General features: G+C 70.9%; 8 protein-coding genes. 2 read left to right on the plus strand and 6 right to left on the minus strand.

The window, feature by feature from the left end; all coding sequences use genetic code 11:
- Window positions 1–99: 99 nt before the first annotated feature.
- The 4 genes from ACIPSJ_RS13425 to ACIPSJ_RS13440 form a co-directional block, all read right to left on the minus strand.
- Complete coding sequence (locus ACIPSJ_RS13425; protein ID WP_401345612.1) at window positions 100–3,924, minus strand: multifunctional oxoglutarate decarboxylase/oxoglutarate dehydrogenase thiamine pyrophosphate-binding subunit/dihydrolipoyllysine-residue succinyltransferase subunit; 3,825 nt, start codon at window positions 3,922–3,924, stop codon at window positions 100–102.
- A 326-nt stretch (window positions 3,925–4,250) separates the two neighbouring features.
- Entirely contained in the window at window positions 4,251–5,393 is a 1,143-nt protein-coding gene (locus tag ACIPSJ_RS13430) for a HAMP domain-containing sensor histidine kinase (RefSeq protein ID WP_359220826.1), read from the minus strand.
- Window positions 5,390–6,130 carry a response regulator transcription factor gene (locus ACIPSJ_RS13435; RefSeq protein ID WP_355718510.1) on the minus strand — a complete coding sequence of 247 codons (741 nt, stop codon included), beginning with the start codon at window positions 6,128–6,130 and terminating at the stop codon, window positions 5,390–5,392. Before ACIPSJ_RS13435 ends, ACIPSJ_RS13430 begins: the two co-directional genes overlap by 4 nt.
- Window positions 6,131–6,240: 110 nt before the next feature.
- Window positions 6,241–6,960: a spermidine synthase gene (locus tag ACIPSJ_RS13440; protein WP_401345614.1), complete on the minus strand. Its 720-nt coding sequence runs from the start codon at window positions 6,958–6,960 to the stop codon at window positions 6,241–6,243.
- A gap of 320 nt (window positions 6,961–7,280) precedes the next feature.
- Here ACIPSJ_RS13440 and ACIPSJ_RS13445 point away from each other — a divergent pair, with 320 nt between their 5' ends.
- Window positions 7,281–8,147 (plus strand): rhomboid-like protein, encoded by an 867-nt coding sequence (locus ACIPSJ_RS13445; protein WP_401345615.1) that lies wholly within the window; start codon window positions 7,281–7,283, stop codon window positions 8,145–8,147.
- 9 nt (window positions 8,148–8,156) lie between these two features.
- Here ACIPSJ_RS13445 and ACIPSJ_RS13450 read toward each other — a convergent pair whose 3' ends face one another.
- Together ACIPSJ_RS13450 and ACIPSJ_RS13455 are read right to left on the minus strand one after the other, a co-directional pair.
- Window positions 8,157–9,647, minus strand: coding sequence for a sulfatase (locus tag ACIPSJ_RS13450; protein WP_401345617.1), 1,491 nt, complete (start codon window positions 9,645–9,647; stop codon window positions 8,157–8,159).
- 280 nt (window positions 9,648–9,927) lie between these two features.
- Window positions 9,928–10,731: a GNAT family N-acetyltransferase gene (locus ACIPSJ_RS13455; protein ID WP_401345619.1), complete on the minus strand. Its 804-nt coding sequence runs from the start codon at window positions 10,729–10,731 to the stop codon at window positions 9,928–9,930.
- 172 nt (window positions 10,732–10,903) lie between these two features.
- On the opposite strand from ACIPSJ_RS13455, the gene lon reads away from it, so the two are divergent.
- A complete protein-coding gene (gene lon, locus ACIPSJ_RS13460) occupies window positions 10,904–13,333 on the plus strand; it encodes an endopeptidase La (protein WP_401345621.1) in 2,430 nt (809 codons plus the stop codon).
- Window positions 13,334–13,359: the final 26 nt, after the last annotated feature.

Genomic DNA, 13,359 nt, shown 5'->3' on the forward strand with positions numbered 1-13,359 from the left:
ACGGGTGCCCACCAGCCTAATGTCCTGCCCACCCGTATACGCCGAAGGGCCCGGCCCCCGTGACGAGGACCGGACCCTTCCGTGCAGTGCTCCGCAGGCCTACGCCTCGAACACCTCGCGCACCAGCTGCTCCTGCTCCGCCTGGTGGCGCTTCGCCGAGCCCACGGCCGGGGACGACGAGTGCGGGCGGGAGATGCGGCGGAGGCGCTCGCCGGCCGGGACGTCGGCGCCGACGGCCAGGTCCAGGTGGTCGATCAGGTTGAGCGCGATGAACGGCCAGGCACCCTGGTTCGCCGGCTCCTCCTGGGTCCACAGGTACTTCTCGGCGTTCGGGTACTTGTTGACCTCGGCCTGGAGCTCCGCACCCGGCAGCGGGTACAGGCGCTCGAGGCGGATGATCGCCGTGTCCGTGACGCCGCGCTTCTGCCGCTCGGCCTCCAGGTCGTAGTAGACCTTGCCGGTGCAGAAGACGACCTTGCGGACCGCGTTCGGGTCGACCGAGGAGTCGCCGATGACCGGACGGAACTGTCCGCTCGTGAACTCCTCCGCCTTGGACGCCGCCGCCTTGAGACGCAGCATCGACTTCGGCGTGAAGACGACCAGCGGCTTGTGGTGCGGGTTGTGCACCTGCCACCGCAGGAGGTGGAAGTAGTTCGACGGGAGCGTCGGCATCGCGACCGTCATGTTGTTCTGGGCGCAGAGCTGCAGGAAGCGCTCGATACGGGCCGAGGAGTGGTCCGGGCCCTGGCCCTCGTAGCCGTGCGGGAGGAGCAGGGTGACGCCGGACGTCTGGCCCCACTTCTGCTCGGCCGCCGAGATGTACTCGTCGACGATGGACTGGGCGCCGTTGGTGAAGTCACCGAACTGCGCCTCCCACATCACCAGCGCGTCCGGACGGGCGAGCGAGTAGCCGTACTCGAAGCCCATCACCGCGTACTCGGAGAGCAGCGAGTTGTAGACGTTGTAGCGGGCCTGGTCCTCGGACAGGTAGAGGAGCGGCGTGTAGTCGGCGCCCGTCTCGCGGTCGATGAGGACCGCGTGGCGTTGGCCGAAGGTGCCGCGCTGGGAGTCCTGGCCGGAGAGGCGCACCGGGGTGCCCTCCATCAGCAGTGAGCCGATGGCCAGGGTCTCGCCCATGCCCCAGTCGATCGTGCCGTCCTCGATCATCGCCGCCCGGCGCTGCAGCTGCGGCAGCAGACGCGGGTGGACGGTGAAGTAGTCCGGGATGTTGACCTGGGACTCGGCGATGCGCTTCACGGCCTCCGCGGAGATCGCGGTCGGCACGGCGACCGGGAAGCCGTCCTGCGGCTCGTGCGCGGGCGCGGCGGCCGGCTGCGCGGTGGCCTCGCGGACCTCCGTGAAGACCTTCTCCAGCTGGCCCTGGTAGTCCTGCAGGGCCTGCTCGGCCTCTTCCAGGGTGATGTCGCCGCGACCGATCAGGGACTCGGTGTAGAGCTTGCGCACCGAGCGCTTCTTGTCGATCAGGTCGTACATCAGCGGCTGGGTGAAGGCCGGGTTGTCCGACTCGTTGTGACCGCGGCGGCGGTAGCAGATGAGGTCGATCACCACGTCCTTGTTGAACGCCTGGCGGAACTCGAAGGCCAGGCGCGCGACGCGCACCACGGCCTCCGGGTCGTCGCCGTTCACGTGGAAGATCGGGGCCTCGATCATGCGGGCCACGTCGGTGGCGTACATGGAGGAGCGCGAGGACTCGGGCGCCGCCGTGAAGCCGACCTGGTTGTTGATGACGATGTGGACCGTGCCGCCGGTGCGGTAGCCGCGCAGCTGCGACATGTTCAGGGTCTCGGCCACCACGCCCTGGCCCGCGAAGGCCGCGTCGCCGTGCAGCGCGACCGGCAGGACCGTGAAGTCCGTGCCGCCCTTGTTGATGATGTCCTGCTTGGCGCGGGCGATGCCCTCGATGACCGGGTCGACCGTCTCCAGGTGGGACGGGTTCGCGGCCAGCGAGACCGTGATCTGCTCGCCGTCCAGGCCGGTGAAGGTGCCCTGGGCGCCCAGGTGGTACTTCACGTCGCCGGAGCCGTGCATCGACTTCGGGTCGAGGTTGCCCTCGAACTCCCGGAAGATCTGCGCGTACGACTTGCCGACGATGTTGGCGAGGACGTTCAGCCGGCCGCGGTGGGCCATGCCGATGACGACCTCGTCCAGGCGGGACTCGGCCGCGCTGTCGATCACCGCGTCGAGCAGCGGGATGACGGACTCGCCGCCCTCCAGGGAGAAGCGCTTCTGGCCGACGTACTTCGTCTGAAGGAAGGTCTCGAAGGCCTCCGCCGCGTTCAGGCGGCGCAGGATCCGCAGCTGCTCCTCGCGCTCCATCTTGGAGTGCGGGCGCTCCACGCGGTCCTGGATCCACTTGCGCTGCTTCGGGTCCTGGATGTGCATGAACTCGATGCCGGTGGTGCGGCAGTACGAGTCGCGCAGCACACCGAGGATGTCGCGCAGCTTCATCATCGACTTGCCGGCGAAGCCGCCGACCGCGAAGTCGCGCTCCAGGTCCCACAGGGTGAGGCCGTGCTCGGTGATGTCCAGGTCGGGGTGCTTGCGCTGCTTGTACTCCAGCGGGTCGGTGTCGGCCATGACGTGGCCGCGGACCCGGTAGGAGTGGATCAGCTCGAAGACGCGGGCGGCCTTGGTGACGTCGTCGTCGTGCGAGGCGTCGATGTCCTTGAGCCAGCGGACCGGCTCGTAGGGGATGCGCAGCGCCTCGAAGATCTCGTCGTAGAAGCCGTTCTCGCCGAGCAGGAGGTTCGCGACCTGGCGCAGGAACTCGCCGGAGGCGGCGCCCTGGATGACCCGGTGGTCGTAGGTCGACGTGAGCGTCATGACCTTCGAGATGCCGAGCTTGTTCAGGGTGTCCTGGCTGGTGCCCTGGAACTCCGCGGGGTAGTCCATGGAGCCGACGCCCATGATGACCGACTGGCCGGGCATCAGACGCGGGACCGAGTGGACGGTGCCGAGGCCGCCGGGGTTGGTCAGGGAGACCGTGACGCCGGTGAAGTCGTCCATCGTCAGCTTGTTGTCGCGGGCGCGACGGACGATGTCCTCGTAGGCCTGCCAGAACTCGAAGAAGTTCAGGGTCTCGGCCTTCTTGATGCCGGCCACGACGAGCTGGCGGTCGCCGTTGGGCTTCACCAGGTCGATGGCCAGGCCGAAGTTCACGTGCGGCGGCTTGACCAGGGTCGGCTTGCCGTCCTTCTCCGCGAACGAGTAGTTCATCGACGGCATGGCCTTGAGGGCCTGCACCATCGCGAAGCCGATCAGGTGCGTGAAGGAGATCTTCCCGCCCCGGGCGCGCTTGAGGTGGTTGTTGATGACGATGCGGTTGTCGAACAGCAGCTTCACCGGGACCGCGCGGACCGAGGTGGCCGTCGGCACCTCCAGCGAGGCGTTCATGTTCTTCGCGACGGCGGCGGCCGGGCCGCGGAGCGTGATCAGCTCGGGACCGTCGGGAGCCGCGGCGGCGGGCGCGGCCTTCGCGGCGGCGGCCGGCTTGGCGGCGGCCGGAGCGGCGGCGGGCTTCGCGGGCGCCGGAGCAGGCGCGGCGGCCTGAGGGGCCACCGGGGCGGCCGGAGCAGCCGGGGCGGGCGCCGGAGCGGCGGGCGCGGCCTGCGCGGGCGCCGGGGCGGCCGGAGCCGCGGCCTGCGGTGCCTGCGCGGGTGTCGTGGTGGTGCCCGCGGCCCCCGCGGCCGCGGTACCCGCCGGAGCCGAGGCGGCGGGCGCCCCCGGCTTGTAGTCGGCGAAGAAGTCCCACCAGGCTCGGTCTACCGAATTCGGGTCCTGGAGGTACTGCTGATAGATCTCGTCGACGAGCCATTCGTTCGGTCCGAACGCGGCTGCGGGGTTCTTGCCCGCTTGGTCTGCGTCGGTCGAGATGCTCGAGTTACTGGGGGACTGTGGCGACACGGCGGCAACCGCCCTCTTCCGCTTCACAAGGTGATGGACAGCGGGAATAAAGGCTACGCCTCCAAGACCGCGAAGGTCAGGTCGGGCCGGTTCATCGTCGCGTAAGTCACATCGAAAACTGTGTTTCGGGGCTTGATATGGCGGGAAACAAGCGTGGTTGCGTTGCAAAAGGACTGAACCAGGCATGGCTCCGCCGCCCCGGAGATCACTTCGCTCCGGTCTCCGCCGCGACGTGCGCGGAGTCCGCACCTGATCACACGTGTCCGGCTGCGCCGACGACCGTGGGGACCACAGGTGGATCTTGAGGCTCCGGATCGAACTTTACGTCAACTTGGCACGGATGAAAGCCCCGGCAGAGTGACGATAATCCTGCATCCCCGGTCGGATTCGGCCACGCCGATCCGGCCGCCGTGCAGATCCACCGCCCACCGGGCGATCGCCAGCCCTAGTCCGGTGCCGCCGTCGCTGCCGGGTCCGTGCGGCCGTCGTACGGCGCCCCGGTTGAAGCGCTCGAAGACCCGGTGCCACTCCGAGCGCGGGATGCCGGGGCCCTCGTCCAGGACCTCCAGCTCCAGCGACTCCGGCTGCGGCCCGCGCCGCGCCTTCACGGTCACCCGACCGTGCGCCGGGCTGTGCTTGACCGCGTTGTCGATGAGGTTCGACACGACCTGGTGGATGCGCTCCGGGTCGGCGTGCGCGGTCAGCTCCGGCGGGGAGACGTCGAGGTGGAGATGGACGTCCGTGCGCGTGTGGCTGCCCGAGTTGGAGGCGAGGCCGCGGGCGCCGGTGACCATGTTGGCCTCCTTCAGCACGCCCGAGAGGTACGGCCACACCTCGAAGCGGCGCTGGCGCAGCGGGATGACCCCGTTGTCGAGCCGGGAGAGGTCCAGCAGGGTCTCGACGAGGCGTCCGAGGCGCTCGGTCTGCTTGAGGGCCGTACGCATCGTCTCGGTGTCCGGCTCGGCGATGCCGTCGACGACGTTCTCCAGGACGGCCCGCAGGCCAGCGATGGGCGTGCGCAGCTCGTGCGAGACGTTGGCGACCAGCTCCTTGCGCTGGCGGTCCTGGGCCTCCAGCTCGTCGGCCATGACGTTGATCGTCTCGGCCAGGTCGCCCAGCTCGTCCCGGCGGTTCTCGCGCACCCGGCGCGTGTAGTCGCCCTGGGAGATCGACCGGGCCACCGTGTTCATGTCGTCCAGCGGCGCGGTGAGCGAATGCGCCACGAACTGCGTTATCAGCAGTGTGGCGATCATCGAGAAGACCGTGATGAAGCGGAGCTCCGTCTTGGTGTGCACGGCGATCATCGACAGACCTGTCGTGATCAGCACCGAGACGACGACGAGCGCGCCCAGTTTGGTCTTGATCGAGAACGGGCGTACTCCGCCCCAGGGTTCTTCCCCGGGTCCTCCGGGGCCTCCGGGTCCTCCCGGCCCCCCGGGTCCTCTTGGTCCGGCCGGCCCGGCGCTCATGGCGTCGGTGTCTCCAGCGCGTAGCCCACACCGTGCACGGTGCGGATCCGCTCGGCGCCGATCTTCCGGCGCAGCGCCTTGATGTGGCTGTCGACCGTGCGGGTGCCGGAGGCGTCCGCCCAGTCCCACACCTCGGCGAGCAGCTGCTCACGGGAGAGCACCGCGCGCGGGGTGTTGGCGAGGCACACCAGCAGGTCGAACTCGGTCGGGGTGAGGTGCACGTCCTCGCTGCGCACCCGGACCCGGCGCTGTGCGTGGTCGATCTCCAGCTCGCCCAGGCGCAGGATGCCGGAGCGGGGCGTGGAGGCCGCGATGGCCGCCCGCTCCACCCGCCGCAGCAGTACGTGCACGCGTGCCGCCAGTTCCCGCATCGAGAACGGCTTGGTCATGTAGTCGTCGGCGCCGACCCCGAGGCCGACCAGCATGTCGGTCTCGTCGTCCCGCGCGGTGAGCATCAGCACCGGCACCGGCCGGGCGGCCTGCACGCGCCGGCAGACCTCCAGACCGTCGAAACCGGGCAGCATGATGTCGAGGATCAGCAGGTCGGGCTGCCAGGCCTCGGCGGTGTCGACGGCGGCCGGGCCGTCACCCGCGGTTTGCACGAGAAATCCCTCGGCGCGCAGGCGGGCCGCGATGGCGTCGACGATCGTGGGATCGTCCTCGACGACCAGAACCCGGCGCTGGGCGCCCGGAGTTGCCGCCGCCGCGCTGTTGTGGGAGGTGTGTGTCTGCTCCATCGCCCGCCCCTGTGTGCTTTCCGGAACCAGTGGGGTGATCCCATGACTGCGATTGACGCTTGAATGATCCGCGTCAGGGATGCACATTACGGGGACAGGAGGCGCACTCGCTATCCAGGGCGGACGGCAAGGTGAACGACGTCCGGAACGCCCCGGGCAACCGGGATCTCTTCGGTACGCACCCGCTGGAACCCGGCATTCCACAAGGTTCCCTCGAATTCCGCAGAGGGCTGCGCCGACCATACGGCCAGTACCCCGCCCGGTCTCAACACCCTTGCGCAGCTTGCGAGTCCGGCCGGTGAGTAGAGCCCCTCGTTGTCCTCGTCGACGGTCCAGCCGGGGCCGTTGTCGATGTCCAGGCACAGCGCGTCGAACGTGTCGTAAGTCTCATTGACGTAGGTCACGAGATCGTCCTCGACGATCATCGTGCGCGGATCGGCGAACGCGCGTGCGGAGAGCGCGGACAGCGGTCCGCCGGCGCGGTGCCAGTCGACGACCGCGGCCTCCCGTTCCACGACCGTGATCCGCCCCCAGTGGGGATCCCGCGCGGCGTGCGCGAGCGAGAACCCGACGCCGAGCCCGCCGATCAGCACCGCCGGATCCGGCCGCCCGTCCAGGGCCGCCCGCGCGGCGTCCACCAGCAGCCGCTCCGAGCGGCCGTCGGAGGTGTCCATCAGGAAGCAGCCGTTGGCGATGATCTGCAGCAGGTCGCCGTGCCGGCGCAGGACCACCTCGCCGTACGGCCCCGTGCGGCGGTCCAGCACCACGGGAGGGCTGTCGGACAGGTCGGAACGGTCGGACAGGTCGGACCGGGGGGCCGCGGGAGTCATGCCCGTCATCCTGCCCCAACGGAGCTTTGCGGCCACGCGAATTACGGGCGTCGGGCCGTCACACCACAGGTGTCGGGCCGTCGCGTCACGGGCGTCGGAGCGTCGCGTCATGGGCGTCGGAGCGTCGCACGGGCGTCACCCGTTCGAGGGGTCGCCCGGCGCTGCGGGCCCGCCGGTGGCCGGATGCGGCTCATATGGTTCCTCCTGGCCCCTCCTGATTCTTCAGAAAATCCTGTGAATCGGCCGCCGCGTGGCCTCGGTCATAGACAGCGGCTGATGGGACGGCGAAGGGTGGGGTGAAACGGAAGGAGCGCCTCACCGTGCAACGGACCGCGAGGGCCGCATCGACGCCCGAGCCCGAGCCCCTTCCGGTTCCGGCCGCCGAACCGCTTCCCGCTCCGGCCGCCGCGCACGATCCCTTTCCGGTCGGTTCGCCCGAGCCGCTCCCGGCCGCGGAGATCGCCGTCCTGCTCGACGGCGTGCCCCGCCAGCGCGGCCCGGTCGCGCTCTCGATCCCGCTCCCTCGGACGACGCGTCCCGCCCTCCGGCTGCGCCCCTGGCGCCTGCTGCCGAGCCCCACCGGCACCCCGGCCACCTTCGCCTACACCGTGATCCTGGCCCTCACCTCGCTCTTCGCGAGCTACGCCAGCCCCGGGCTGCTCCACTCGGTCTACCAGGACTCCAGCACCGATGTGGCGCACCTCCTGCGCACCCCGGCCTTCGTCCTGCTGGCCAGCGCGCTGTGGATCGCGGGCGGGCTGCTGTCGCCGTACGCCCTCGCGTTCGTCCTCGTGCTGACCGCGCTGGAACGGCGGATAGGCGGTGCGCGCGCGATCCTCGTCTTCCTGACCGGTCATGTGCTGGCCACCCTCGCCACCGAGGTCCCGGTCGGCCTGGCGGTCCTGGTCGGCCATCTGCCCGGCACCTCCCTGCACCGCCTCGACTACGGCATCAGCTTCGGGGTCGCCGCCAGCATCGGCGCGCTCTCCGGCCTCCTCGCCCCCTGGCTGCGCTGGCCCCTGCTCGCCCTGGTCGGCTACAGCCTGCTCACGGACCTCGTCGCCTTCGAGGACCCGATGACCAACTGGGGCCATCTGATCTCGCTGGGCATCGGGATGGGACTCTGGCCGGCCGTGCGCCGCTGGTACCGGGAACGGGGTCCGGCGGCCGGCGCCGTCACGGCCTGAGCGCGGCGTTCAGGCGCGCCGCGCCGCCGCGAGCGCCTTCGCCGACTCCGGTACGCCGAGGGCCCGTTCCTGCTCCGCCGTCGCGCCGTGCAGGCGGTTGGTGAGCTGGTACGGGTCGGTGGCCAGGTCGTAGAACTCCCGGAAGAGGACCTCGCCGTCGCCCTGTGCGGGGCGGCCCTGCCGGTCGAGGCGGGTGCGGTAGTACTCCGTGTACTGCGTCGACCTGCCGATATGGGTGGCCCAGGTGTGGATCGGCTCCTGGTCCTGGCGGTTCCACCACCACTCGGCGAGCAGGTGGTCGCGGTCGTTGCGGGTGTCGAGCAGCGAGTGGCCGTCGTGCGGGGTGTCCGGGGTGAGGCCGGCCGCGTCCAGGAACGTCGGGGCGATGTCGACATGGCCGGTGAGCCGGTCGTCGACGGTCCCCTTGCCCAGGCCCCGGGCCGGCCAGGACAGCCAGAACGGCACCTCCAGGCTGGGCCGGTACGGCACCGACTTGCGCAGCCAGCCGTGGTCCGCCCAGCACAGCCCGTGGTCGCTGGTGTACACCACGAGCGTGTTCTCCAGCTGGCCCAGCTCGCGCAGCTTGTCCCGGAGGTCGCGCATCGCGTCGTCCACCGACAGCAGGGTGCGCAACTGGCGGGTGCGCAGCGCCTTTCCCTGCTCGTAGGTGTGGTCCGCCTGTTGCAGGAACGGCGGCTTGTCGCTCTTGTCGGCCTCGTGGACGGACGGCCGCCCCGGCCACTCCGGCACGCGCGCGTGCGCGTACTTCCGCTCCGGGATGTTGAGTTCGTGCGCGCTGCGGGTGGCGACGTACGCGAACCAGGGCCGGGTGTCGGTGCGTGACGCGTCGATGAAGGCGAGGGCGCGGTCCCTGATGACGGTGGTGTTGTAGCCGGGGATGTTCCGGACCGTGCCGTTGTCGTTGTAGTGGCCGTTGTAGTAGGCCACCGGTTCCTGGAGGAGCCACTCGTCGAAGTACGGCGGGTTGTCCCCGGTGTGCCAGAAGTTGAGGTACTTGCCGAACAGGCCGGTGCGGTAGCCGGCCGCCTGCAACCGGCGCTGGACGGTGGTGTGCTGGTCCAGGCGGTAGGGGTGGCGGGTGTCGAGGACGCCGTGGTTGTGCGCGTACCGGCCCGACATGATCGAGGCCCTGGAGGGCGCGCAGAGCGGGGTGTTGGCGTGCGCCCGCGCGAAGGTCACGCCCTGCCCGCCCAGCCAGTCGGCGGTCCGGCGGATCGCCCAGTCCGTCTCTTTCGGCTGGTCGTCGGTGAGCACGAAGAGGATGTTCGGGCGCGGGTCGGTGCGGGGGAGGGGCGAGGCCGGGGGGCGGCTCGCCACGGGGGCGGCGGAGGCGGTGCGGGCGGGGGTGGTTGTGCCGCCCCCGCCTCCGTCGTCGTCCACGGCCTGTACGACCACCGGAACCGCGGCGCCGGCCGCGACCACGGCGGCACCGGTGAGCACGGCCCGCCGGCTCGGCCCGGTTGTCGGCTTCTCATCCATGTGTCCCCCCGGGCCCCGTTGCGTGGTGCTGTTCAGCTGTTCGGCTTCTGGCTGTGAACCAGCTGGCAGTTTCGGGGATTTTCCTGTGGGTTGCGTTGCGGTGGTGTAGCGATGGCCTTGCGAAGTCGTGGCAGTGGCGTTCGGCGGGGCCACTCGCCGTGGCGGGTTTCGGGCGGTTGCCGGGTGCGGCTCCGTCGTGGCTGGTCGCGCCCGCGCGGCGGAGCCGCATATCGAATACAGCCCCGCGCCCCTGTCGGGGCGCTGAAGTGGGCGGCGTTGGTCAGCCGGCCGGTGTCCAGACGTACGGCGTGGTCGTCGTGACCGCCTTGAAGCCGAGGCGTTTGAGGATCGGGGCGCTGTCGTCGGAGGCCTCCACGAGGAGGTAGGCCGCGCTCCGGGCCGCCGCGCGGGTCGCTCGTAGGGCCACCAGGGCGCGGTAGACGCCCTGGCCACGCCAGGCCGCGAGGGTCGAGCCGCCCAGCAGCATGGCGAAGTCGGTGCCCGGGCGGAAGGCCACCCAGGCCGCCGAGACGAGCTCTCCGGAGGCCTCGGCGACGTAGATCTCGGTGCCGTCCGGATCCACTGTCAGCCGGCCCCGCAGGTACTGCGCGATCCAGGCCATGTCCTCGCCCCAGACGGCGGTCTCCAGCGCGGCGACACGGTCCAGGTCCGCGTCGTCGGTGATGCGGCGCAGGGTCACCTCCGGGGACGGTGCCGGGGTCGGTACGGCGAGGTCCGCGACCGGGGCGATCACGACCGTCTCCTGCGGCTCGGGTACGAAGCCCGCCGCGCGGAGCCGGTCGGGGAGGTCCGCCGGGACGTCGTGGCCCCGTACCTTCCACTCCACCGCCTCGCCGCGTGCCGCGAAGAAGTCCCGCTGCCGGGCGATCGCCGCGTCCAGACCGGCGCCGCGCAGCCCGCCCCAGTCGCGCGGCCCGGTCACGAAGCCGCGGTGCTGGCCGACGACCCGCAGCAGGGCGCCGTCGTGCTCGTAGGTGATCCCGGGCGCGGGGGTGGGCTGGACGGCGCGCATCTGGGCGTCGTAGGCGGCGAGCAGGGTCGCCGTGCGGTCGGTGTCGGTCATCGGGCGACCGTACGGGGAATGCGCCCGCGCGGATCAACTGTTTTTCCCGGCGCGGGACCGTGTCCGGCCAGGTCACCAGTCGATCGCTCAGAGCGAACATATGCATGGGAACATTTCTCCGCCCCCAAGCATTGAGTCGACATAGCTCAAGTTGACTGCCTAAGGGGAGATCATGGCTTCGACGTCCGCATCACTCACCCTCCCTGTGCTGCCTCTCGACGGCGAGGTCGTGCTGCCCGGGATGGTGGTCCCGCTGGACCTGAAGGACCCTGATGTACGCGCCGCCGTGGAGGCCGCGCAGGCCGCCGCCCGTACCGAGCCCGGCAAGCCCAAGGTGCTGCTGGTGCCGCGGGTCGACGGGACCTACCCGGGCACCGGTGTGCTCGGCACCGTGGAGCAGGTCGGCCGCCTCGCCGACGGCGACCCGGGCGCGCTGATCCGCGGCCGCTACCGGGTGCGCATCGGCGCCGGTACGACCGGCCCGGGCGCCGCCCTGTGGGTGGAGGGCACCCGTGTCGACGAGAACGTCCCGGACCCGGTGCCCGGTCATGTCACCGAACTGGTCACGGAGTACAAGGCCCTCGCCACCGCCTGGCTGCGCAAGCGCGGCGCCTGGCAGGTCGTGGACCGGGTGCAGGCCATCGACGACGTGTCCCAGCTGGCCGACAACTCCGGTTACTCGCCGTTCCTGACCACCGAGCAGAAGATCGAACTCCTGGAGACCGTGGACGCGGTCTCCCGCCTCAAGCTGGCCACCCAGCAGCTCCGCGACCACCTCGCCGAGCAGGACGTCGCCGAGACCATCGCCAAGGACGTCCAGGAGGGCGTCGACAAGCAGCAGCGCGAGTTCCTGCTCCGCCGTCAGCTGGAGGCGGTCCGCAAGGAGCTGCGCGAGCTGAACGGCGACTCGGCCAAGGAGGGCGAGGAGTCCGACGACTACCGCGCCCGCGTGGAGGCCGCCGACCTGCCCGAGAAGGTCCGCGAGGCGGCCCTCAAGGAGGTCGACAAGCTGGAGCGGTCCAGCGACCAGTCGCCCGAGGGCTCGTGGATCCGTACCTGGCTGGACACCGTCCTCGAACTGCCGTGGAACGAGCGGACCGAGGACGAGTACGACATCCAGGGCGCCAAGGCGGTCCTGGACGCCGAGCACGCCGGTCTGGAGGACGTCAAGGAGCGCATCACCGAGTACCTGGCGGTGCGCAAGCGCCGTAGCGACCGAGGGCTGGGAGTCATCGGCGGACGGCGCGGCGGTGCCGTGCTGGCCCTGGTCGGGCCGCCCGGTGTCGGCAAGACCAGCCTGGGGGAGTCGGTCGCCCATGCCATGGGCCGCAAGTTCGTCCGGGTCGCCCTCGGCGGTGTGCGGGACGAGGCGGAGATCCGCGGCCACCGGCGTACGTACGTCGGCGCGCTGCCCGGCCGGATCGTGCGGGCGATCAAGGAGGCCGGTTCGATGAACCCGGTCGTCCTGCTCGACGAGATCGACAAGGTGGGCTCCGACTACCGCGGCGACCCCGCTGCGGCCCTCCTGGAGGTCCTCGACCCGGCACAGAACCACACCTTCCGCGACCACTACCTGGAGGTCGAACTCGACCTGAGCGACGTGGTCTTCCTCGCCACCGCCAACGTGCTCGAAGCCATCCCGGAGGCCCTGCTCGACCGTATGGAGCTGGTCCGCCTCGACGGCTACACCGAGGACGAGAAGGTCGTCATCGCCCGGGACCACCTGCTCCCGCGCCAGCTGGAGCGGGCCGGTATCGACGAGGGCGAGGTCGTCCTGGACGAGAGCGCGCTGCGCAAGCTCGCCGGCGAGTACACCCGGGAGGCGGGCGTCCGCACGCTGGAGCGGTCGATCGCCCGGCTGCTCCGCAAGGTCGCGGCGCAGCACGAGCTCGGCAAGCGGGAGCTGCCGTTCACGATCAGGGACGAGGACCTGCGCGCCCTGATCGGCCGGCCGCACCACGTGCCCGAGTCCGCCCAGGACCCGGCCGAGCGCCGCACCGCGGTGCCGGGCGTGGCGACCGGCCTCGCGGTCACCGGCGCGGGTGGTGACGTCCTCTTCGTCGAGGCGTCCCTGGCCGACCCGGAGACGGGCGCGGCGGGCCTGACCCTCACCGGTCAGCTGGGTGACGTGATGAAGGAGAGCGCGCAGATCGCCCTGTCCTTCCTGCGCTCCCACGGCGCCGAACTGGAGCTCCCGGTCGGCGACCTGAAGGACCGCGGGGTCCACATCCACTTCCCGGCGGGCGCGGTCCCGAAGGACGGCCCGAGCGCCGGCGTCACGATGACGACGGCCCTCGCGTCGCTGCTCTCCGGCCGGCTGGTCCGCACGGACGTGGCGATGACCGGCGAGGTCTCGCTGACCGGCCGGGTGCTGCCCATCGGCGGCGTGAAGCAGAAGCTGCTCGCCGCCCAGCGCGCGGGAGTGAAGACCGTCATCATCCCGAAGCGCAACGAGGCCGACCTGGACGACGTCCCGGCCGAGGTGCTGGACAAGCTCGACGTCCACGCCGTGACCGACGTCCGCCAGGTCCTGGAGCTGGCGCTCGCGCCCGCCGCGAACGGTGCGGCGGACACGGCGCCGGAGGTTCCGGCAGCGGCGTGACGGACGCTGCCGGATGACAGGAGGCC

This window comes from Streptomyces sp. NPDC090088, assembly GCF_044747345.1.
Taxonomy (GTDB): domain Bacteria; phylum Actinomycetota; class Actinomycetes; order Streptomycetales; family Streptomycetaceae; genus Streptomyces.